The sequence below is a fragment of the Pseudomonas mendocina genome (genome assembly GCF_003008615.1).
In the GTDB taxonomy this organism is placed as follows: Bacteria; Pseudomonadota; Gammaproteobacteria; order Pseudomonadales; family Pseudomonadaceae; genus Aquipseudomonas; species Aquipseudomonas mendocina_C.
The window spans coordinates 4,776,368-4,796,901 of sequence record NZ_CP027657.1 but is presented as its reverse complement, the minus strand read 5'-3'; the positions used below and the strand labels follow the sequence as shown (position 1 = coordinate 4,796,901).

The window sequence follows — 20,534 nt, the reverse complement described above, 5'->3', positions numbered from 1 at the left end:
GCGCCATTTTCATTTGCGGACGGACTCAGTGCATCGGCAACTCGACACCGCTGAACAACTCTTCCAGCTCGGACTTGTTGTGGCACTGCACCGCCTTGGCCAGCATGTCGCGGGTCAGGTGCGGAGCGAAACGCTCGATGAAGTCGCACATGAAACCACGCAGGAAGGTACCACGACGGAAACCGATCTTGGTCACGCTGGGTTCGAACAGGTCATCGGCATCGAGCACCACCAGATCCGGATCGAGCTTGGCGTCGACGGCCATCTTGGCCACGATACCCACGCCCAGGTTCAGGCGCACGTAAGTCTTGATCACGTCGGCATCGGCTGCGGTGAACACCACCTTCGGCGTCAGGCCACGGTGGCTGAAGGCCTCGTCCAGTTTCGAGCGGCCGGTGAAACCGAATACGTACGTGACGATGGGATGCTCGGCCAGGGCTTCGAGGGTCAGCTTCGGCAACTTGGTCAGCGGATGCCCCTGCGGCACCACCACGCAGCGGTTCCAGCGATAGCAAGGCATCATGATCAGGTCGTTGAACATCTCCAGCCCTTCGGTGGCGATGGCGAAATCCACGCTGCCGTCGGCCGCCATCTCGGCGATCTGAGTCGGCGTGCCCTGATGCATGTGCAGCGCGACGTCCGGGTACTGCTTGATGAATGCACTGATCACCGGCGGCAAGGCATAACGCGCCTGGGTGTGCGTGGTGGCGATGGAGAGCGTGCCCTTCTTCTCGTTGGAGAACTCCTGGGCGATCTGCTTGATGCTCTCGACCTTGCGCAGAATCTCACCGGCAGTGGTGATGATTCGCTCACCGGCCGGGGTGACACGAGTCAGGTGTTTGCCACTACGGGCGAAAACTTCCACGCCCAGCTCGTCCTCGAGCAAACGAATCTGTTTGCTGATCCCTGGTTGCGAGGTGTACAGGCTTTGAGCGGTAGCCGATACGTTGAGGTCGTGGTGCGCGACTTCCCAGATGTAGCGCAGTTGCTGAAGCTTCATATATTTCCCTCAGAGCAGTAAGGCAGACCAGTAGCCGCCAATGCCGTATATAACCATATTATTGGTTTAATCGCACATCCTAGATCATTTACTAATTTATCTCCTATAACTCACCATGCCCACGATGCTGCAGCATCGGCACCAGATAAACCGGAACATCGGCCAGCTGTACCAGCCTCGCGGCCGTGCGCCCCAGCGGTACGGCCAATGCAGGTCCATGGCTATGACTGCCTACGACCAGCAGATCCACGCCGAGTTTCTGCGCCTCCCCAAGAATCACTGCAGGCGGGTCGCCTTGCAGCACACGCACAGCTCGAATCATTTGCAGATCCTGCTGACCATCCCCCAACTCATCGCGAAAACCTTCGAGCACACGCTGTTCGATGCTTGCCATCACCGTATTCAGACCATTGCGCCTCAGCTCGACCAGGGTGTCCTCATCAAGGTAGGTCTGCAGCACGGACTCGGCGAACAGTCCCATCGGTTCGACCGCATGCACCACGTACAGATCAGCCTTGAAGCTGCGAGTCAGCGCCAGGGCATGCTGCAATACATAGGAGGCATAGAGGCCGAGATCGGTGGCATAGAGTATGGAGCGGATCACGTGGCCTCCTTGACTGCTGGCTCAGGCCCTTGATTGAGCTTAGCAGCGCGCCAGATAAAGCAAGGTGGGAGGCCTTATTTAGGACGAATGGCTATATGCAGCCATTCATATGAATGACGCACGGGCGCTCAGGGCAACAGCTCATTGCTCACGCCATGCGGCACATGACCGGTCGCCACCACCTGGCGCGCCTTCTCGCAATGCCCGGTCTGGTCATCGAAGAACACATCGGCAGCGAAGGCCTCGAGCACTGCCGACTTGTCCAGCCCGCCCAGGAAGAATGACTCGTCCAGACGGATGTTCCATTCGCGCAGGGTGCGAATCACCCGCTCATGTGCCGGGGCCGAACGCGCGGTGACCAACGCGGTACGGATCGGGCAGTCTGCCTCGGGGAACTCCTGCTGCAGGCGGTGCAAAGCTGCCAGGAAAGGCTTGAACGGCCCACCCAGCAGTGCCTGCCGCGCGGCTTCGCGCTCATGATCCTGGAAGGCATGCAGACCGCCACTCTGGTAGACGCGCTCGGAATCGTCAGAGAACAGCACCGCGTCGCCATCGAAGGCGATACGCAGCTCGTTGCTATTTGCCCGCCGCGCGCCACCGGACAGCAGGGTCGCAGCACCGAAGCCAGCCTTCAGCGCGTTGCGCACGTCATCGGCGTGGGTGGAAAGGAACAGGTGGCAACCAAAGGCCGCCAGATAAGGGTCAGGGCTGCGGCCACCCACGAAAGCAGCACGAGAGATGCCCAGGCCATAGTGCTGGATCGAATTGAACGCCCGCAGGCCGGTATCGGCGCTGTTGCGCGAAACCAGGATGACCTCGACACGCTGCTCACTGAGCCGCGTGTTGAGCCCGAGCAGCTTCTCCACCAGCGGGAAGGCGTCGCCCGGCATCAGCACTTCATCTTCGTGCTCGATCTGATATCGGCGGTAGGCCTCGACCCCTTCGCTCTCATAGATCTGGTGGCTCTCACTCAGATCGAACAGTGCTCGCGAAGAAATCGCCAGCACCAGTTTGTCCCCCAGCCCCTTGCCCATGCTCAGGCCTCCTGACGAGTCTGAATAAAACGAAGCGCCTGATACAACGCGCGCACCTTGGGCATGTCGAAACCACTAGCTTCAGCAGCTACCAGAGGTGCTTCGTAGATCGCGTGCAGTTCCGCCGGTCGCCCCTGGGCGAAGTCGTGGTACATGCTAGGCAGGTAATCGGGCATCCGCTCGGTGGCCGCCAGCAGCTTGTCGGCATAGTTCTCCGGCATGCCATGGCCGAGCGCCTGGGCGGCCTGGATCACTTCCAGCATCATGTCGCGAATCAGCGCACGACTGTCAGGGTTGGCCATCAGACGACGCGTATCGGCATCGAGCAACACGGAAAGACCGTTGTAAGGCACGTTCCACACCAGCTTCTGCCAGCGCGTCTGCGCCAGGTTGTGCATGACTGCCGAATCCAGCCCGGCCTTGCGCAGCAGGTCGGCCCCCTCCTCGACCAGCGCCAGACGCTGCCCTTCATCGCTCGCAGGGCCGGAATGGTAAGCCAGGTTGATTGCCCCCAGCGCCTGGTGCTCGATCACTCCAGGCGCGCTGCGGTGAACGCAGATGTAGCAGAGCCCGCCAAGCAGATGCAAAGCGTCGGGCAGCAAGGGGCGCAACTCGTCCTCCACAGCCAGGCCATTCTGTAGCAGGACGACCTTGGCACCAGGCGCGGCTGCCTGGGCGATCAACGGTGCCAGCTCGGCATTACCGGTAGTTTTCGCACCGACCAACAGCCAGTCGCACGGCGGCATTTCATCGACCCGCCGGTAAGCCTGTACCGACTGCAGAGACTGAGTGCCATGCACGGCGCTATTGAGCTGCAGGCCATGCTCGACCACCGCGGCATATTCGCTGCGCAGCAAAAAGTGCACGTCATAACCAGCACGTGCCAGCAGCAAGCCATAAAAGCCACCAATGGCGCCTGTGCCGATGATGCCAATACGCGGCGTGGAGGGTTGGGACATCAGGGAAGCTCCTCAGCCGGGCGAAGCGCTGCTTCGTTGATCGCGGCAACAAGATCGGTAAGGGTTAGACGTGACTGCAACGCGCCAAGGAATTGACCGTCACGCACCAGAAACAGTGCAGGCAGGTGAAAAACCTCGTAGCGCGTCACCAGACCGGCATTGTGGCCCGCATCGACCCAGCACAGACGCTCCACCGGCAGCGCCATCTCCGGCAAAGTCTGGCGCGCCCAGCGGCAGCTGGCACAGCCCGTGCTAGTGAACACCAGTAGCGACGTACCGGGCAGGTCGAGCAGAAGACGATCCGCATCCAGATCGGTCAGCTCCAATTGCGCCGCTATACTGGATTCACTGATATCAGTTTGCCTGCATTCGAGGTCGGTGTTCATGCGTAAGTTTTTGCGTCATCCAAGCGATATGCCCGTGGAACTGGTGCTGCGCAAACAGGCCTGCATTCCCAGGCAAAGGCTGAACAATATCAGCCTCGGCGGGGTCGCGTGCAACTCACCACGCGGCTTTCGCCGTGGCACTTCGGTGGAGCTGCGCATCCCGCTACTCGGTGAGCAGGCCCGCTACCCCGGCGTGATCGCCTGGTGCAAAAGGCAGGAGGCAGACTATCTGGTGGGCATCGCCTTTATCGACGAAGACACGCTGTTCCGTGCACGCATGGTCGAACAGGTCTGCCAGATCCAGCATTACCGCAAACAACTGGAGCAAGAGTCCGGTGAAACCAGAGCCATCGAACAATGCGCCAGCGAGTGGATCGCTCAACATGCCGCTGAATTCCCCTATACGACCTGATACTCCCAATCTATGAGCCTCATTGGACTTAACGCCCATTGTCGCGACGCCGCGTACGCGCTAAGGTTCCGCTCCCCCTGCGCAAACTAGCTGTGCACCGCCATAGGGGATCGCTGGCGGCCGGCACCCGTGACCTGACGACCTGACCCGATGAATAGCACGATGGCTGATTTACCGATCGACGACCTCAACGTCGCCTCCAACGAAACCCTGATCACCCCCGACCAGCTCAAGCACGAAATTCCCCTGACCGATGCTGCCCTGAAGACCGTCGCACATGGCCGCCAGGTCGTACGTGACATCCTCGATGGCAAGGATCACCGTCTGTTCGTGGTGGTTGGCCCCTGCTCCATCCATGACATCAAGGCCGCCCACGAGTACGCCGAGCGCCTCAAGGTGCTGGCCGCCGAGCTGTCCGACAGCCTGTTTCTGGTCATGCGCGTGTATTTCGAAAAGCCGCGTACCACCGTCGGCTGGAAAGGTCTGATCAATGACCCCTACCTGGATGACTCGTTCAAGATCCAGGACGGCCTGCACATCGGCCGCAAACTGCTGCGCGACCTGGCGGAGATGGGCCTGCCCACCGCTACCGAAGCGCTCGACCCGATTTCCCCGCAATACCTGCAGGATCTGATCAGTTGGTCCGCCATCGGTGCTCGCACCACCGAATCGCAGACCCACCGCGAAATGGCATCGGGCCTTTCCTCGGCGGTCGGCTTCAAGAACGGCACCGACGGTGGCCTGACCGTGGCGATCAACGCGCTGCAATCGGTCTCCAGCCCGCACCGTTTTCTCGGCATCAACCAGGAAGGTGGCGTTTCCATCGTCACCACCAAGGGCAATGCCTACGGCCACGTGGTACTGCGCGGCGGTAACGGCAAGCCCAATTATGACTCGGTCAGCGTTGCCATTTGCGAGCAGGAACTGAGCAAAGCCGGCATCCGTCCGAACATCATGGTCGACTGCAGCCACGCCAACTCCAACAAGGATCCGGCGCTACAGCCACTGGTGCTGGAGAACGTCGCCAACCAGATCCTCGAAGGCAACAACTCCATCGTCGGCCTGATGGTGGAAAGCCACCTGGGCTGGGGCAGCCAATCGATTCCGAAGAATCTTGGCGATCTGAAGTACGGTGTTTCCATCACCGATGCCTGCATCGACTGGGAAACCACCGAGAAGAGCCTGCGTAGCATGCACGCCAAGCTCAAGGACGTGTTGCCCAAGCGCCAACGCGGCTGAGGGTACTGCGCACATGAAAACGCCGGGCAATGCCCGGCGTTTTCGTATTCGATTCCAGCCCTTAGCTGGCCTGGTGGTGCTGGCGCCGCTCCATGTAGCGTTCCACGTAGGAGCAGGACGGGATCACCGTGTAGCCACGGCCTTCGGCATAGCGCAGCGCGTGCTCGGTCAGGGCCGCCGCAATGCCGCGCCCGCGCAGGGAGTTGGGCACGAAGGTGCGATAGATATCCAGCGTCTGCTTGCCCAGATCCATGTAGGCCAGATACGCACGATCACCCTCGACCGTGGTCACGAACTGGTGACTCGCCTGATCATGCTGGATGGACAACGCCTCGCTCATCTTCACTCCTCTAGCCACGAACCCGTCGCGACACCTTTGTATTTCTTACCGGCGCTTTGATAAAAGCGCAACTTTTCGTCCACACCCGGACGCTGCTTGACCCAAGCTTATCAGGCGGCAGACCGGCCAGTCATGCGCTATCACAGGCCCAGCAGCGCAATGCAGAGCAGAACGGCCACGACTGGAATCAGCACGGTGATGACGAATATATCCTTGTAGGCCTGCTTGTGAGTCAAGCCCATGATCATCAGCATGGCGATCACCGCCCCGCAGTGCGGCAACGAATCCAGGCCACCGGCAGCGATGTTGGCGATACGGTGCAGCACTTCCGGTTCGACGCCCATTTCCAGATAGTGTGGCGCCAGGGTCTGCATGAAAATCTGCAAACCGCCAGAAGACGAACCGACGATACCGGATACCACGCTGATCGAAGCGAATACCGAGAGCAGCGGAGGCAGATCCGCTGCCAGTATCCACTGCACAAACTGGCCGAAGCCTGCGGTCTGCGTGACCACCCCGCCGAAACCGATAACCGCTGCGGTATTGAGCAGCGGCATGATCGCGTCATCCGCCCCCTGCCCCAGCAACGCCAGGGTATTGCGCCGCAACGGCGCGAACATCAGCACGGCGACAACGGTGGCCAATACCAATGCCAGACTCGGCCAGAGGATCGGCTGAGCATGACTGAACGCCAGAATTGCGCCCCAAACACCATCGGCGGACAGCTCGACAGCGAACAACATCAGCAACCGCGGCAGCAGAATCACGCCCAGCACCACAATGATCGGCACCAGCGCCATGCCCCAGTGCGGTCCTGCTTCCGGAACACCAGCCAATTGCGCCATACGCTCGTCCTGAGCATTGGGCTCGAAGCCCTCGCCACACTCGCGAGCCAGCCGCCACTGCCGCTGCAGATAGGCCATTCCCAGCACCACCATCACCACCGAGGCGAACAAACCGATCCAGGCACCGGCGAACAGGTCGGTACCCAATGCACTGGCGGCGATGACGTTGTGGATCGACGGTGACCCAGGCAGCGCGGTCATGGTGAAGGTTCCCGCCCCTAGGGCGATAGCCGCGCAGAACAGACGCTTGGGCAGATTGGCCTCGCGCATCAACGTGATCCCCAGCGGATACATGGTGAAAATCACCACGAAGACCACCACGCCGCCATAGGTCAGCACCGCGCACACCAGCATCGCCACCCAGAGCGTGCGTTGAGTGCCCAGCCCCCGAGTGATCGCCTGCGCGATACTGCTGGCAGCCTGACTGGCCGCCATGACCTTGCCAAAGATAGCCCCACAGAGAAACAGCACGAAGAATTTGCCGGCAAAGGTGAATGCACCCAGCGGGCCAAAAGGAAAATGTTCGAGCAAGGCGGTCGGCACGGAGAGCGCATTGCTCACTGCAACCAGAATGGAGCAGACCAGCGCCGCGATGAAGATGTTCACGCCGCGCAACGCCATGAAAATGAGCAAGCCCAACCCCAGCAAGAGCCCTACATTACCGAGCATATTCGCCCCCGTATTTATTGTTCTAGTTTTCTAACCGGGACAGTTATAACAGCCCCCATGACGGCATGCCCTGACAACTTTGATTGTTTTTTATACAAGTAACGCAGATTCGGCACTGGCTCACCCCATCTGCTATAAAAAAAACTGCAACTCTTGCTCTACCTCCGTTTACTTACTAAAAGTAATAGGTAGTATGTAGGCCGGCTAATTTCCCGCCGTTGGGGAATTGCTTTTATGGAAAACTCCACCTCAAGGGGAACACGATGAACAACGTTCTGAAATTCTCTGCTCTGGCTCTGGCCGCAGTTCTGGCTACCGGTTGCAGCAGCATCTCCAAAGAAACCGAAGCTCGTCTGACTGCTACTGAAGACGCAGCTGCTCGCGCTCAAGCCCGTGCTGATGAAGCCTACCGCAAGGCCGACGAAGCTCTAGCTGCCGCTCAGAAAGCTCAGCAGACCGCTGACGAAGCCAACGAGCGCGCTCTGCGCATGCTGGAAAAAGCTAGCCGCAAATAAGCGACTCAGCTTTCGAAAGCCGACCCAGGCAACTGGGTCGGCTTTTTTATTGCCCGCGTTTGGCTAACTTTTCCCTCGGGCAATAAAAAGCCCGCCGGTACAAGTACGAGCGGGCGTTTGTCAGATGCGTTAGAACGGGTTGTCGCTGCTCGCGACGACATGATCGTCTTGCGTGGCGATCGGCACTGGCAAACCATCTTCCGAGGCCACCACTTCGCGCACCATCTCCCAATCCAGACGCAGGCCGCTGAGCTCTTCACGCTTGAGCAGGGTGTTGATCACCGCAGTGTGCTTGTCGACCACCGACGGGTCACCTTCATCATCCAGCGGTGCATGGGCCTCCAGATAGACCTTGCCACCACTCACGCCAAACTTGTATGGCTCGTTGAGGATACGCACTGGCGTGCCCACCGGCACCATCGCGGCCAGTTCCAGAACATTGTGGTTGAGCATGCGGAAGCAGCCATGACTAACGCGCATGCCGATACCGAACTTCTTGTTCGAGCCATGAATCAGGTAGCCGGGGAACGACAGGGTCATCTTGTAAGGCCCCAGCGGGTTGTCCGGACCAGGCGGCACCACGGTCGGCAGGATGTCGCCGTCAGCTGCGTGCTCATCGCGGATCGACTGCGGCGGATACCAGGCAGGATTCGGTGTCTTCACCGTCACGCGGCCCACACCCAGCGGCGACCCCCAACCCTCGCGGCCAATACCGAGAGGATAGGTATGCACCACGTTCTCACCTTTCGGGAAGTAGTACAGGCGGTACTCGGCCAGGTTGATCACGATGCCTTCGCGTGGGCCTGGCGGCAGCACATAGCGTGTCGGCAGGATGACCTCGGTGCCTTCGCCCGGCAACCAGGGGTCGACGCCGGGGTTGGCGGCGACCATTTCCAGATAGCCCAGGTCGTTCGCAGTTCCCAGATCAGCGAAGGTGTCCTCGTACTTGGTCTTGATCACCTGTACCTGGCCGACCACATCTTCACCCGGCGGCGGCAGTGGCAGTTCGAGCGCCTGTACGGCTGCGCTGGAGCACAGCGCCATGAGCGTCAGGCAACGGTTGACCGCAGAGAATCGCGACAACATCCGGGATGTCCTTGATGAGTTGAATGAAATTGCTGTGATTGTACACCGCCATACGGGCGTCGGGCAGACGTCAGCTATCCGCCCAATTCGAACACAGCCCCTGGCGTTGCGCCTCGAAGGTAGCCAGGCACGCCGGGCACAAGCGGCGGTCACGCAACAGAGGCTTGTCCAACTGACGCCAGCGCGGCTGCGCCGGTAACAAGCCGCCGCACAGGGTGCGGTCGGCGTGGCCGCCCAGACGCAGCTGCCGGGCAACCAAATGCAGACGCACTTCGCGGCAGGCGAACAGATCCAGCTGCTCGTCTGGCTCGATCAGTTGGTAGGCGTAAAGGGACCAGGCAAGACGCGGCATCTGGGGCTCCATGGCAGGCCGGCCACATTAGCCGAAAGGCCGGAGGCCGAAAAGCCTCAAAGCAGCGGTTTCAGGGCTGGCCAGGCATTCTCCAACAACCGTGGCTGCGCGCCCTCGGTGGGATGGATGCCATCGCTCTGCATCATCCCCTGCACGCCTCCCACCCCGTCGAGAAAGAACGGCACCAGCGGCACCTGCTTCTGCTCAGCCACATCGGTGAAGACCTGAGCGAAGGCCGTGGTGTAGCGTGCGCCATAATTGGGTGGCAGACGCATCCCCAGAAGCAGAACCTTGGCCCCGGCCTGCTGCGACTTCTCAACCATCGACGCAAGATTCTGTTGCAATTGCGCAGGGGCTTGCCCACGCAAGCCATCGTTGCCTCCCAGCTCGATGATCACCAGCTCCGGCTTGTGCTCGGCAAGCAGCGCAGGCAGCCGCGCGGCGCCGCCTGCGCTGGTATCACCACTGATCGAAGCGTTGATCACCTTGTGCTCGAAACCTTCATCGGCGAGGCGTTTTTCCAGTAGTGCGACCCAGCCCTGGCGGCTATCCAGGCCAAAAGCCGCGCTGATACTATCGCCGACCACAAGCAGGGTGCCTGCAACCGCTCCCTGGGCCCAGAACAGCAGGGCCAAGGCACCACTCAGCCACCATGCACGCATTTGGAATCTCCATGACTTCGAGCATTCTCGTTGCGCGGAACCTTAGCAAAGTGGTCAGCAGCACGGAAGGTGAGCTGACCATCCTTCACGACCTCGATCTCAGCCTGGAAAAAGGCGACAGCCTGGCAATCGTCGGCAGTTCGGGCTCGGGCAAATCCACCCTCCTCGGCCTGCTCGCCGGACTCGACCTACCCAGCGGCGGCGCAGTGCTACTGGCCGGCAAGAATCTCGGCGAACTCGATGAAGACCAGCGCGCACGCCTGCGCGCCGAGCACGTCGGCTTCGTCTTCCAGTCATTCCAGCTGCTCGACAGCCTCAACGCCCTGGAAAACGTCATGCTGCCGCTCGAACTGGAGGGCCACGCCGATGCCCGTCAACGCGCTCGGGCACTGCTCGAACGTGTCGGCCTGGGTCAGCGCCTCACTCATTACCCGCGGCAGCTGTCTGGTGGCGAACAACAGCGCGTGGCCATCGCCCGCGCCTTCGCCGCCGAACCGGATGTGCTGTTCGCCGACGAGCCCACCGGCAACCTCGACAGCCACACAGGCGAACGCATCAGCGACCTGCTGTTCGAACTCAACCAGGAACGAGGAACCACCCTGGTACTGGTCACTCACGACGAGCGCCTCGCCCACCGCTGCCATCGCCTGATCCGCCTGGAAGCCGGCCGCCTGATCGACAGCGTGGAGCCCTGATGAAACAGCCCTTCACTCGCCTGCTGTCGCTAGCTGCTCGCCAACTGCTGCGCGACGCCCGCGCCGGCGAGTTGCGCGTGCTGTTCTTCGCCCTGCTGGTGGCAGTAGCGGCCAGCAGTGCCATCGGCTATTTCAGTGCGCGTCTGAACGACGCCATGTTGCTGCGTGCCAGCGAATTTCTCGCTGCCGATCTGCGCCTGAGCGGCAGCTCGCCAGCCAGTGCCGAACAGATCGAAGCCGGGACACGGCTCGGGCTCGACCACGCCCGGATGGTGGAGTTTTCCAGCGTGGTAGCTGCCGACAACGGCATTCAGCTGGCCAGTATCAAGGCCGTCAGCAGCAGTTATCCATTGCGTGGCGAATTGAAGAGCGCAGCCGCGCCCTATGCAGCAGAAGAAACAGGATCTAGCCCGGCATCCGGAGAAGTCTGGGCCGAAGCACGGCTGATGGTCGCGCTGGATCTGCAGGTCGGCGATGAGATCGAAGTCGGCGCCAAGCGGCTGCGCCTGAGTCGCGTCCTCACCTATGACCCAGACAGCGCAGGCGACTTCTACAGCCTTACCCCGCGCGCGCTGATGAATCTCGATGACCTGGCCGCCACCGAGGTGGTGCAACCAGGTAGCCGCGTGCGCTTTCGCGAACTCTGGCGCGGCGACAGCGATACCCTGGCAGCCTACCGTCAGGCCGTGGAAAGCAGCCTTGAGCCCAGCCAGAGCCTGGATGACGCACGTGATGGCAACCGTCAGATCGGCGGAGCCCTCGGCCGTGCCGAGCGTTACCTGAACCTGGCCAGCCTGGCTGCGGTGCTCCTCGCGGGGGTGGCAGTCGCCCTCTCGGCCGCACGCTTCGCCGCACGCCGTTTCGATGCCAGCGCTCTGCTACGCTGCCTGGGCTTGTCGCGACACGAGGCGCTCGCCCTGTTCGGTTTGCAACTGGCCTTGCTCGGCCTGCTTGCCTGCCTGTTGGGTGCCCTGCTTGGCTGGGCCGGCCAGCACATTCTGTTCTACCTCCTGCAGGGCCTGATTCCGGCTGATCTGCCGCCCGCCAACCTGTGGCCAGCACTGGCGGGCATGGCCACCGGCCTGGTGGCGCTGGCCGGTTTCGCCTTGCCGCCGCTGGCCGCACTCGGCCGCGTACCGCCGCTGCGCGTACTGCGTCGTGACATGCTGCCGGTACCGGCCAGCTCCTGGCTGGTCTATGGCGCCGCGCTGATCGCGCTTGGCCTGATCATGTGGCGTCTGAGCCTGGATCTGCGCCTGACCCTGGCACTGCTCGGCGGCGGTCTATTGGCAGTGCTGCTGCTTGGTGGCCTGCTCCTGCTCGGCCTGCAGAGCCTGCGTCGCCTGCTGCAGCGCGCCGCCCTACCCTGGCGCCTGGGCCTGGGTCAACTGCTGCGCCACCCGCTGGCCGCCGCCGGCCAGTCGCTGGCTTTCGGTCTGATCCTGCTGGCCATGGCGTTGATCGCCCTGCTGCGTGGCGAGCTGCTCGACACCTGGCAGGATCAGTTGCCAGAAGATGCCCCGAACCACTTTGCCCTCAACGTACTGCCCGCCGAACGTGATGCCTTCGCCGCCCGCCTGGCAGAGCTTTCGCCGCACCCTGCGCCACTGTATCCGGTGGTTCCAGGCCGCCTGGTGATGATCAACGACGAGCCAGTACGCCAGTTGGTGACCAAGGAAAGTCGAGGCGAACGCGCCATCCAGCGCGATCTCAGCCTGACCTGGTCGCAGGAGCTGCCGGCGGACAACCGCATTACCAGCGGTGCCTGGTGGTCAGGGCAAGATGACGGCTTGCCTGGCGTCTCGGTCGAATCCGAACTGGCGGAAAGCCTGCAACTCAAACTGGGGGATCGCCTGCGCTTCAATGTCGGCGGGATCGAACGCGAAGCACAGGTCACCAGTTTGCGCGAGGTGGACTGGGACAGCTTCCAGCCCAACTTCTACATGATCTTCGAGCCGCAGACTCTGCAGGATCTGCCCGCGACCTATCTGACCAGTTTCTATCTGCCGCCCGGACAGGATGCCGAACTGGTCAGCCTCAGCCGCGCCTTCCCCAGTGTCACCCTGCTACAGGTCGACGCCCTGCTGGCGCAGCTGCGTAGCATTCTTGCGCAGGTGACCCTGGCCATCGAATACGTGCTGCTGTTCGTGCTCGCCGCCGGCATCACCGTACTGCTGGCCGGGCTGCAGGCAACCCTCGATGAGCGCATCCGCCAGGGCGCCTTGCTGCGCGCGCTCGGGGCCGAACGCAAGCTGCTGATCAACGCTCGCCGTGCCGAGTTCGGCCTGCTCGGCGCCGCCGCTGGCCTGCTGGCCGCCGTCGGATGCGAGTTGGTGAGTTTCCTGCTCTATCGCTACGCGTTCGACATGAGCTGGCAACCACACCCATGGCTACTGTTGCTGCCGGTGATCGGCGCCTTGCTGATCGGTATGGCGGGCGTGCTTGGCACCCGTCGCGCCTTGAATGCCAGCCCGCTGAGCGTGCTGCGTGAGGGCTGAGAAGGATCGGAGGGGTTTGCTAAACTGGCGCCCCCTCCAAATACCTGAGACACCATGAGCCGCTATCGCCCTCCACGCCCCGCTGGCACGCCATTGATCACTCCCGAGGGCGAAGCACGCTTGCGTGCCGAGCTGCATGAGCTTTGGCACGTGCGCCGCCCCCAGGTGACCCAGTCGGTCAGCGAAGCGGCGGCACAAGGCGACCGATCGGAAAACGCCGAATACACCTACGGCAAGAAGATGCTGCGCGAGATCGACAGCCGCGTGCGTTTTCTGACCAAGCGCCTGGAAAAACTCAAGGTCGTCAGCGACAAACCGTCCGATCCGAACAAGGTGTATTTCGGCGCCTGGGTCACCATCGAGGACGAGGACGGCGAACAATCGCGTTATCGCATCGTCGGCCCCGACGAGTTCGATCTGAAACAGGGCCTGATCAGCATCGATTCTCCGCTGGCCCGTGCCCTGGTCGGCAAGGAACTGGACGCCGAAGTCCGGGTACACAGCCCCAGCGGCGAGAAGACCTGCTACATCGTCGAGATCGAATACCTCTGAAGCCCGAACAGGCTGGCCAGGTCATCGACTCTCGAACCACCGCCATCCATTTCTCCAGCGACTCGACTGGCCAATAGCTGCCAGGCGTGAACACGCTCGGATCATGGATTCACGGAGGACAAGCGAAGTAATTGACCCAGCCCAGCCCCGTAATCTGCGCCAGAGGGACGTCGAATTCCTTGGCATAGAAGCGAGCGTCTTTCGGAAGCGGCACAGGTGACGGCAGTTGCACATCGGCACGCTCAGCGTCGGGTGATCAGCCCCTGACGCGCGACCCGCACCAGTTGGTGAACAGTGTCCGCCAGCACATCGGCGCTTGGCGCCTGGATAACCGCCAGATCGAAGCTGTCATGGGCGAAACGCGCCAGCGACTCACCGTTCTGCACGAACTGGATGCGGAAGGCACGCGATCCACTCCAGCGCTTGGGCCAGCCTTCGAGATAACGCAACAGGGTAGGTTGATGGCTGCCACCGAGCAATACACGCGGATTGCGCAGCAATAGGCCCGAAGTGATGGGCGCCAGACGAATCAGGGGTTGGGGACAGATCATTATCGAGTCTCCGCCTCGGAAATCCCGCTGGGCAGCGGTGAGAGGCGACACCGAACCAGCGCTTTAGCGGAATTTCAGGCGCTGCAAACAACACCCTGTGGCGCCCCGCAAGTAGCTGTTTAAATCGGCGCAGGGCGCATCCTAGAGACTCCCACGCAGAACTGTCAAGGCGCGCCATCATCGCACCCCAACCTTCGATTGGCCGCCTCACATTTTCACCGCTGGACGCGGGTCAAACGGCTCCGCCTGCACTCGTCAAACCGCTGCCGAGCTGAACGATTGCGGCCTGCCATCACAGCTCGGCTGTGTCGCCACGTAACAGAAAAGCTGCCGCAATCTCGCTGACAAAACAGGGTTATCTTCGGGAAAGCGCCGCAATAGAGGGGTTAATCGGGAAAACCTGGCGATGGCATGTTTCCTGCCATCGTTCTGTCGCCGTACGTGCCATGGGATGGACACGCTTGTGTTGCAGGATGCAGCCTGACTGCCTCAATAAACCCCATCGAGAGCGCCCATGAAGAACAATAAAACCCTGCTCGCCCTCTGCCTCGGCGCCGGCCTGCTCGCCAGCGGCCAGACCCAGGCTTTCTGGTTCGGTTCGTCCGGCTATACCCAGACCAAATACCCCATCGTCCTCGGCCACGGCATGCTGGGTTTCGACAGCATCCTCGGCGTCGACTACTGGTATGGCATCCCGACTGCTCTACGCCGCGACGGCGCCAGCGTCTACGTGACCGAAGTCAGCCAGTTGGACACCTCTGAAGCACGCGGCGAACAATTGCTGCAGCAGGTAGAGGACATCGTCGCCATCAGCGGCAAGGGCAAGGTCAATCTGATCGGCCACAGCCATGGCGGCCCGACCACCCGCTATGTCGCCGCCGTGCGCCCGGATCTGGTCGCTTCGGTCACCAGCGTCGGCGCTCCGCACAAGGGTTCGGCCACTGCCGACTTCCTCAAGGGCATCAGCGACGGCCCTGCCGGGCCGGTAGCGACCCCGGTGCTGGCAGGCATCATCAACGGCCTGGGCGCGCTGATCAACTTCCTCTCCGGCAGCCCCAGCACCACACCGCAGAACGCGCTCGGCTCGCTGGAGTCGCTCAACAGTCAAGGTGCCGCTCGCTTCAACGCCAAGTTCCCGCAGGGCATCCCGACCAGCGCCTGCGGCGAAGGCGCCTACAGCGTGAACGGCGTGCGTTACTACTCGTGGAGCGGCACCAGCCCGTTGACCAACCTGCTCGACCCGAGCGACCTGCTGATGGGCGCGTCCTCGTTGACCTTCGGCAGCGAAGCCAACGACGGCCTGGTCGGCCGCTGCAGTTCGCGCATGGGCCAGGTCATTCGTGACAACTACCGGATGAACCACCTCGACGAGGTCAACCAGACGCTGGGGCTGACCAGCCTGTTCGAGACCGACCCGGTGACCGTCTACCGTCAACACGCCAACCGCCTTAAGAACGCCGGGCTCTAGACTCACGGATAACTTCCGCCCGAGCCGTGCGCATCGAGATATCGGTGCGCACGGCGCATCCTACCCCTGACATCCAGAGCCGCACGTGAAGAAAGCCCTATTCGCCCTGCCTCTACTGATCGGCGCCGGCCTGGCGTTGATGCTTTACCTGCAACCCGGACATCAGCCCACCCACGTCAGCTCTCCTGCCACGGCTACAGTGACGAAACCTGTGCCGCAGGCACCTGCCGAAGCCATGACGCCGGCTGCAAGTGACACGCAGAAGAAGGCGCCCAAACTGGCCCTGCCCGCCTCCTTCGCCGGCACCGACGTCGACGGCCGCTTTCGCGTCGATGCCGCTGGCAATCTGATCATCAGCGAGGACATCCGGCGCATCTTCGACTACTTCCTGGCGAGCATTGGTGAAGAAAGCCTGCAAGCCAGCGTCGAACGCCTGCGTGGTTATATCGACGGCCAGTTGCAGGAACCTGCGCGTGCACGCGCCCAAGCCCTGCTCGATCAGTACCTCGCCTACAAGCGCGAGCTGGTGCTGCTGGAACGCGATCTACCGCAGATGGCAAACCTGGACGCCATGCGTCAGCGTGAGGCTGCGGTGCAGGCACTGCGTGCGCGCCTGTTCGATAGTGAAACCCACCAGGCCTTCTTCGCCCGAGAGGAAGGCTACAACCGCTTCACCCTGGAGCGCCTGGCCATCCAGCACGACAGCAGAATGAGCGCCGAAGAGAAAGGCCAGGCCGTCGACCGGCTGCGCGCCGCACTACCGGAGGATCTGCAAGATGCCGTACTGCCGCAATTGCAGCAGGAACTGCGGCAGAACACCGCTCGCCTGCAGGCAGAAGGCGCCAGCGCGGCGCAGATCCGGCAGATGCGCCAACAACTGGTCGGCGCTGAAGCCACGGTCCGCCTGGAAGTGCTGGATAACCAGCGGCAGAACTGGCAACGCCGGCTGGACGACTACCTCGCAGCCAAGGCACGGATCGAGGCTAGCGAAGGGCTCAGCAGTAGCGACAAGCATGCAGCCATCGAGGCGCTGGCAACGGAGCGCTTCGATGAGCGTGAACGTCTGCGCCTGGATGCGGCCGAGCAACTGGCAGCCGCCAACAAGCAGCAATAGCCTCAGGCACTGTCGCGCATGACCAGCTCGAAGCCGACGTCGATGCAGTGCTGGTCGGGCGTTTCACCGCGCATCAGGCTGAGCAGCATGTTGGCCGCCAACTCACCGATGCGGCCGCGTGTAGTGCGCACCGTGCTCAACGCCGGATGCATCCAGGCCGCCGCCGGCAGATCGTTGAAACCGGCGATGGCCAGACGGCCCGGTACGTCCAGGCCCAACTGGCGGGCACGGAATAAGGCGCCCATGGCCAGGTCGTCGTTGTTGAAGAACACCGCATCGATCTGCGGCTGCTGAGCCAGCAGGCGGTCGAGCAGCTCGGCGCCCAGGCCGATGGACGACAACTGCGGAGTCAGCAATTCCAGCGCCGGATCATGCCGGTCGAGATACTGCATCACCTGACGATAGCCCTCGGCGCGCTGCAGCGTGCGCGGGTCGAGCTGGGCTGCGGCGAAGGCGATGTGCCGATAACCGCGCTGCACCAGCGCGCGGGTCATGGCGGCGCCCGCCTCGACCTGGGAGAAACCAACGCAGTAGTCCTCGGGCTCCTCGCTCAGCTCCATCAGGGTCACCAATGGGCAACTGCTGGCACCGAGAATCTCGCGGGCTGCGTCGCTGCGCTCGAAGCCGGTAACCAGCAGGCCCGCCGGCTGGTGGGCGAGGTAGGAACGCAGCAGGCGCTCGTCCTCTTCGACCCGATAGTGGCTGACGCCGATCATCATCTCGAAACCGGCCGGCATCAGCACCCGCTGGATGGCCTCGACGGTATCGACGAATACCGAGTTGGACAGCGACGGAATCACTACGGCCACCAGGTTCGAACGCGAACTGGCCAACGCCCGCGCCGCCGGGTTGGGCACGTAGCCCAGCGCTTTGGCAGCGCGCATCACCTGCTCGCGCAGGGCATCGGAGACCCGTCCCGGTTGTGACAGCGCGCGCGAAGCGGACATGAGCGAACAACCGGCGGCTTTGGCCACATCGGACAGGGTGACGCGTTCGGCGGAACGACGACGGCGTTGAGTCATGGCGCCTCCATTGATTACCAGAGGCCAAGTCTAACAGCCCTGCCGATGAATAAAGCGCGGGACACGCCGCCCGGGGTACCACCACCATGCAATGAGTAGCACCACCTGCGTGCCCCGCGAAACCGCGTCTGTTCACATGCCTACAGGCCTGGGAGGCTACGACCTGCAGGAGCATGAACGGACTCTCAGGAAGCCGCCTTGGCGGCCTCCTGCTGAACCTGCTCGAACAGCTCCGAGCCAACGGTATCGATCACCTTCCGTACCGCCGGCGCGGCCTGCTCACGCATGCGTTGCACCTCGGCCGCCTCGATCTGATTGACTTGCATGCCCTTCTCCTGCAGTTCGGCCAATGCCCGGGCCGCCTCGTCGCGGGTGTCCTGGCGCTCGAAATCACGCGCCTTGCGCGCAGCCTCCAGGAGGATGCCCTGCTCGGCCTTGGACAACTGATCCCACCAGCGCTTGGACACGGTCACGATCCACGGGCTGTAGGCATGATTGGTCACGCTCAGGTACTTCTGCACTTCGTAGAAGCGCGAGGTGAGAATGGTGTTGAAGGGGTTCTCCTGACCGTCCACGGCTTTGGTCTCCAGCGCGGTGAACAGCTCGGAGAATGGCAGCGGCACGGCGTTGGCACCCATCAGCTTGAAGGTCTCGAGAAACACCGGGTTGGGCATCACCCGCAGTTTGACCCCGGAGAAATCCTCCAGCGCGTTGATCGGCCGGGCATTGTTGGTCAGGTTGCGAAAACCGTTCTCCCAGTACACCAGGCCAACCAGCCCTCTTTCCGCGAGCTTGTCCATGACCTGGCTGCCGACCGGGCCATCGAGCACCGCATCGGCCTGCTCGGCACTGCTGAACAGGAACGGCGTGTCCCACACCGCCATTTCCTTGGTGATACCGACCAGAGTGGCGGTCGAGCCCACCATCATTTCCTGCGCCCCACCGATCAGCGCGCTCTGCATCTGATCGTCCGAGCCGAGGCTGGCGGAACCGAACGTACGCACTTTCAGCTTGCCGTCGGAGGCCTTGGCCACCTCCTCGGCGAACAGCTTCACCGCCCGCCCCTGGTTGCTGTTTTCATTGAGGCCGTAGCCGAAGCGGATCATCCGCGAACGGACTTCGTCGGCCTGGACACTGGTGGCGAGCGGGCCGCACAGGATGGCGGCAACGAGGATGGCGATGAGCGGACGTTTCATGGGGTATGACCTCTTATTGTTGTTTAGGTGAACAGCGGGCCGGGCTCAACGCAGCCAGGCCAGAGGAGTCGTGATGATCTGCGGAAAGGCGATCAGCATCAGCACGATGCACAGGTAGGTGAGGAAGAACGGCATCACCCCGCGTACCAGCACTTCGATACGGATGCGGCCAATTCCACCGACCACGTTGAGCACGGTGCTGACCGGCGGCGTGATCAGGCCGATGGAGCAAATCAGCACGAACATCACGCCGAAATACACCGGGTCGATGCCAGCCTTGGCGGCAATCGGCGCCAGCACCGGGGCGAGAATCAGCACCGTCGGGGTCAGATCCAGCACCATGCCGACCAGGATCATCAGCACCATCACGCCCAGCATCAGCAGTTGAGGATGCTGCGCCAATGGACCGAGCATGGCGCCGATCTCGTCCGGCAACTGGGCCAGCGTGACCATGTAGGCCGAGGCCGTGGCCGCAGCGCAGAGGAACATCACCGAGGCCGTGGTGCGGCTGGCGCGTGTCAGGGTTTCGATCAACCCGGCCCAGGTCAGCTCGCGGTAGAACAGCGTGGAAACGCCCAGGGCGTAGACCGCCGCCACCACCGCCGCTTCGGTCGGCGTGAACAGGCCAAAACGCAGGCCACCGACGATGATCACCGGCAGCATCAGTGCTGCCAGACCATCGACCAGCACCCGCCGCCGCTCGGCAGTACTCGCCTTGGGTGGAGTGGGCTCGGTGAAACCACGGGTGATCAGGCTCCAGGCGATGATCAGGCCGGCGCCCATGATCAAACCCGGCACCACGCCGGTCATGAACAGCTGGCTGATCGAGGTATTGGTCACCACGCCATAGATCACGAAGGCCATGGAGGGCGGCAGGATCAGCGCGATGATGCCGCCAGCCGCCACCAGTCCCGCCGACGAATGCAGCGGATAGCCACGCTGGCGCATCATCGGCAGCAGCAGCGTAGCCAGCGCCGCGGTGTCGGCCAGCGCCGAACCGGACATGCTCGCCAGCAGCATCGCAGCGGCAATCGCCACGTAACCCAGACCACCGCGCAGGTGGCCGAAATAGGCCTGGGCCATGGCGATGATGCGCCGGGAGATGCCGCCGGCATTCATCAACTCGCCGGCCAGGACGAAGAACGGAATGGCCAGCAGCGGAAAGCTGTCGGCGCCAGCGAGCAGGTTCTGCGCCAGCAACTGCACGTCCCAGAACTCCAGGTACCACATCAGCACCGCGGCGGTGAGCAGCAAAGCGAACGCGATGGGCATGCCGAAAGCCATGAAACCCAGCAGTGACGTAAGGAAAACGGCGACAGTCATCGACAGATCCTC

The 20,534-nt window shown here is 62.4% G+C and carries 22 protein-coding genes; 8 read left to right on the top strand and 14 right to left on the bottom strand.

All coding sequences use genetic code 11. The features are described from left to right. Nucleotides 1-25 precede the first annotated feature (25 nt). From cysB to C7A17_RS22145, 5 genes are all read right to left on the bottom strand, one after another. Nucleotides 26-1,000: an HTH-type transcriptional regulator CysB gene (cysB, locus tag C7A17_RS22165; RefSeq protein WP_037003999.1), complete on the bottom strand. Its 975-nt coding sequence runs from the start codon at nt 998-1,000 to the stop codon at nt 26-28. Nucleotides 1,001-1,103: 103 nt separating this feature from the next. Further along, nucleotides 1,104-1,604 carry a universal stress protein gene (locus C7A17_RS22160; RefSeq protein WP_106740595.1) on the bottom strand — a complete coding sequence of 167 codons (501 nt, stop codon included), beginning with the start codon at nt 1,602-1,604 and terminating at the stop codon, nt 1,104-1,106. 128 nt (nt 1,605-1,732) lie between these two features. Continuing rightward, a complete protein-coding gene (locus tag C7A17_RS22155; protein ID WP_106740592.1) occupies nt 1,733-2,638 on the bottom strand; it encodes a 5'-nucleotidase in 906 nt (301 codons plus the stop codon). A 2-nt stretch (nt 2,639-2,640) separates the two neighbouring features. Next, complete coding sequence (locus C7A17_RS22150; RefSeq protein WP_106740589.1) at nt 2,641-3,597, bottom strand: putative 2-dehydropantoate 2-reductase; 957 nt, start codon at nt 3,595-3,597, stop codon at nt 2,641-2,643. Continuing rightward, on the bottom strand, nt 3,597-3,983 hold the full coding sequence (locus C7A17_RS22145; protein WP_106740586.1) for a thioredoxin domain-containing protein: 387 nt from the start codon (nt 3,981-3,983) through the stop codon (nt 3,597-3,599). The genes C7A17_RS22150 and C7A17_RS22145 overlap by 1 nt, the downstream gene beginning before the upstream one ends. Here C7A17_RS22145 and C7A17_RS22140 point away from each other — a divergent pair. Then, nucleotides 3,982-4,395, top strand: coding sequence for a PilZ domain-containing protein (locus C7A17_RS22140; RefSeq protein ID WP_106740584.1), 414 nt, complete (start codon nt 3,982-3,984; stop codon nt 4,393-4,395). The two genes, C7A17_RS22145 and C7A17_RS22140, sit on opposite strands and share 2 nt — an antisense overlap. A 162-nt stretch (nt 4,396-4,557) precedes the next feature. After that, the gene (locus C7A17_RS22135; RefSeq protein ID WP_199796358.1) at nt 4,558-5,634 is read left to right on the top strand and encodes a 3-deoxy-7-phosphoheptulonate synthase; all 1,077 of its coding nucleotides are present in this window, start codon (nt 4,558-4,560) and stop codon (nt 5,632-5,634) included. A 61-nt stretch (nt 5,635-5,695) separates the two neighbouring features. Here C7A17_RS22135 and C7A17_RS22130 read toward each other — a convergent pair whose 3' ends face one another. Both C7A17_RS22130 and C7A17_RS22125 read right to left on the bottom strand, forming a co-directional pair. Next, nucleotides 5,696-5,974, bottom strand: a complete 279-nt coding sequence (locus C7A17_RS22130) for a GNAT family N-acetyltransferase (RefSeq protein WP_106740578.1) — start codon at nt 5,972-5,974, stop codon at nt 5,696-5,698. 140 nt (nt 5,975-6,114) lie between these two features. Then, the gene (locus tag C7A17_RS22125; RefSeq protein ID WP_106740576.1) at nt 6,115-7,488 is read right to left on the bottom strand and encodes a GntP family permease; all 1,374 of its coding nucleotides are present in this window, start codon (nt 7,486-7,488) and stop codon (nt 6,115-6,117) included. Between the two features lie 263 nt (nt 7,489-7,751). On the opposite strand from C7A17_RS22125, the gene oprI reads away from it, so the two are divergent. Next, nucleotides 7,752-8,003: an outer membrane lipoprotei OprI gene (gene oprI, locus C7A17_RS22120; protein WP_106740573.1), complete on the top strand. Its 252-nt coding sequence runs from the start codon at nt 7,752-7,754 to the stop codon at nt 8,001-8,003. 129 nt (nt 8,004-8,132) lie between these two features. On the opposite strand, the gene C7A17_RS22115 is transcribed toward oprI, so the two are convergent. From C7A17_RS22115 to C7A17_RS22105, 3 genes are all read right to left on the bottom strand, one after another. Next, entirely contained in the window at nt 8,133-9,089 is a 957-nt protein-coding gene (locus C7A17_RS22115; protein ID WP_106740571.1) for a L,D-transpeptidase family protein, read from the bottom strand. Nucleotides 9,090-9,159: 70 nt separating this feature from the next. Beyond that, nucleotides 9,160-9,441, bottom strand: a complete 282-nt coding sequence (locus C7A17_RS22110; RefSeq protein WP_106740569.1) for a hypothetical protein — start codon at nt 9,439-9,441, stop codon at nt 9,160-9,162. A 56-nt stretch (nt 9,442-9,497) separates the two neighbouring features. Continuing rightward, entirely contained in the window at nt 9,498-10,103 is a 606-nt protein-coding gene (locus tag C7A17_RS22105) for an arylesterase (protein WP_106740567.1), read from the bottom strand. A gap of 11 nt (nt 10,104-10,114) precedes the next feature. Between C7A17_RS22105 and C7A17_RS22100 the strand changes: the two genes are divergently transcribed. Genes C7A17_RS22100 through greB form a run of 3 tightly spaced genes read left to right on the top strand, consistent with a single transcriptional unit; the run spans nt 10,115 to nt 13,848 of the window. After that, nucleotides 10,115-10,798, top strand: a complete 684-nt coding sequence (locus C7A17_RS22100) for an ABC transporter ATP-binding protein (RefSeq protein ID WP_106740565.1) — start codon at nt 10,115-10,117, stop codon at nt 10,796-10,798. Then, nucleotides 10,798-13,296 (top strand): ABC transporter permease, encoded by a 2,499-nt coding sequence (locus C7A17_RS22095; RefSeq protein ID WP_394337051.1) that lies wholly within the window; start codon nt 10,798-10,800, stop codon nt 13,294-13,296. The genes C7A17_RS22100 and C7A17_RS22095 overlap by 1 nt, the downstream gene beginning before the upstream one ends. A gap of 54 nt (nt 13,297-13,350) precedes the next feature. Next, a complete protein-coding gene (greB, locus tag C7A17_RS22090) occupies nt 13,351-13,848 on the top strand; it encodes a transcription elongation factor GreB (RefSeq protein ID WP_106740560.1) in 498 nt (165 codons plus the stop codon). A gap of 242 nt (nt 13,849-14,090) precedes the next feature. Here the strand turns inward: greB and C7A17_RS22085 are convergent, their stop codons facing one another. Beyond that, complete coding sequence (locus C7A17_RS22085) at nt 14,091-14,399, bottom strand: hypothetical protein (protein WP_106740558.1); 309 nt, start codon at nt 14,397-14,399, stop codon at nt 14,091-14,093. Nucleotides 14,400-14,913: 514 nt separating this feature from the next. Between C7A17_RS22085 and C7A17_RS22080 the strand changes: the two genes are divergently transcribed. Next, nucleotides 14,914-15,867 carry a triacylglycerol lipase gene (locus tag C7A17_RS22080; protein WP_106740556.1) on the top strand — a complete coding sequence of 318 codons (954 nt, stop codon included), beginning with the start codon at nt 14,914-14,916 and terminating at the stop codon, nt 15,865-15,867. Between the two features lie 85 nt (nt 15,868-15,952). Further along, nucleotides 15,953-16,981 carry a lipase secretion chaperone gene (locus tag C7A17_RS22075; RefSeq protein ID WP_106740554.1) on the top strand — a complete coding sequence of 343 codons (1,029 nt, stop codon included), beginning with the start codon at nt 15,953-15,955 and terminating at the stop codon, nt 16,979-16,981. Nucleotides 16,982-16,983: 2 nt separating this feature from the next. On the opposite strand, the gene gntR is transcribed toward C7A17_RS22075, so the two are convergent. The 3 genes from gntR to C7A17_RS22060 form a co-directional block, all read right to left on the bottom strand. Beyond that, complete coding sequence (gene gntR / locus C7A17_RS22070) at nt 16,984-18,003, bottom strand: HTH-type transcriptional regulator GntR (RefSeq protein ID WP_106740551.1); 1,020 nt, start codon at nt 18,001-18,003, stop codon at nt 16,984-16,986. A gap of 185 nt (nt 18,004-18,188) precedes the next feature. After that, nucleotides 18,189-19,199, bottom strand: a complete 1,011-nt coding sequence (locus tag C7A17_RS22065; RefSeq protein ID WP_106740549.1) for a TRAP transporter substrate-binding protein — start codon at nt 19,197-19,199, stop codon at nt 18,189-18,191. A 45-nt stretch (nt 19,200-19,244) separates the two neighbouring features. Further along, complete coding sequence (locus tag C7A17_RS22060; RefSeq protein WP_106740546.1) at nt 19,245-20,522, bottom strand: TRAP transporter large permease; 1,278 nt, start codon at nt 20,520-20,522, stop codon at nt 19,245-19,247. Between the last annotated feature and the right edge of the window lie 12 nt (nt 20,523-20,534).

Bases quoted from the DNA above. Each gene is read 5' to 3' on its own strand.
- C7A17_RS22135 (WP_199796358.1), top strand. From the start codon at position 4,558: ATGGCTGATTTACCGATCGACGACCTCAACGTCGCCTCCAACGAAACC.
- cysB (WP_037003999.1), bottom strand. From the start codon at position 1,000: ATGAAGCTTCAGCAACTGCGCTACATCTGGGAAGTCGCGCACCACGAC.
- C7A17_RS22065 (WP_106740549.1), bottom strand. From the start codon at position 19,199: ATGAAACGTCCGCTCATCGCCATCCTCGTTGCCGCCATCCTGTGCGGC.
- C7A17_RS22100 (WP_106740565.1), top strand. From the start codon at position 10,115: ATGACTTCGAGCATTCTCGTTGCGCGGAACCTTAGCAAAGTGGTCAGC.
- C7A17_RS22080 (WP_106740556.1), top strand. From the start codon at position 14,914: ATGAAGAACAATAAAACCCTGCTCGCCCTCTGCCTCGGCGCCGGCCTG.
- C7A17_RS22095 (WP_394337051.1), top strand. From the start codon at position 10,798: ATGAAACAGCCCTTCACTCGCCTGCTGTCGCTAGCTGCTCGCCAACTG.
- C7A17_RS22115 (WP_106740571.1), bottom strand. From the start codon at position 9,089: ATGTTGTCGCGATTCTCTGCGGTCAACCGTTGCCTGACGCTCATGGCG.
- C7A17_RS22085 (WP_106740558.1), bottom strand. From the start codon at position 14,399: ATGATCTGTCCCCAACCCCTGATTCGTCTGGCGCCCATCACTTCGGGC.
- C7A17_RS22125 (WP_106740576.1), bottom strand. From the start codon at position 7,488: ATGCTCGGTAATGTAGGGCTCTTGCTGGGGTTGGGCTTGCTCATTTTC.
- gntR (WP_106740551.1), bottom strand. From the start codon at position 18,003: ATGACTCAACGCCGTCGTCGTTCCGCCGAACGCGTCACCCTGTCCGAT.
- C7A17_RS22110 (WP_106740569.1), bottom strand. From the start codon at position 9,441: ATGCCGCGTCTTGCCTGGTCCCTTTACGCCTACCAACTGATCGAGCCA.
- oprI (WP_106740573.1), top strand. From the start codon at position 7,752: ATGAACAACGTTCTGAAATTCTCTGCTCTGGCTCTGGCCGCAGTTCTG.
- C7A17_RS22105 (WP_106740567.1), bottom strand. From the start codon at position 10,103: ATGCGTGCATGGTGGCTGAGTGGTGCCTTGGCCCTGCTGTTCTGGGCC.
- C7A17_RS22130 (WP_106740578.1), bottom strand. From the start codon at position 5,974: ATGAGCGAGGCGTTGTCCATCCAGCATGATCAGGCGAGTCACCAGTTC.
- C7A17_RS22145 (WP_106740586.1), bottom strand. From the start codon at position 3,983: ATGAACACCGACCTCGAATGCAGGCAAACTGATATCAGTGAATCCAGT.
- C7A17_RS22140 (WP_106740584.1), top strand. From the start codon at position 3,982: ATGCGTAAGTTTTTGCGTCATCCAAGCGATATGCCCGTGGAACTGGTG.
- C7A17_RS22060 (WP_106740546.1), bottom strand. From the start codon at position 20,522: ATGACTGTCGCCGTTTTCCTTACGTCACTGCTGGGTTTCATGGCTTTC.
- C7A17_RS22150 (WP_106740589.1), bottom strand. From the start codon at position 3,597: ATGTCCCAACCCTCCACGCCGCGTATTGGCATCATCGGCACAGGCGCC.
- greB (WP_106740560.1), top strand. From the start codon at position 13,351: ATGAGCCGCTATCGCCCTCCACGCCCCGCTGGCACGCCATTGATCACT.
- C7A17_RS22155 (WP_106740592.1), bottom strand. From the start codon at position 2,638: ATGGGCAAGGGGCTGGGGGACAAACTGGTGCTGGCGATTTCTTCGCGA.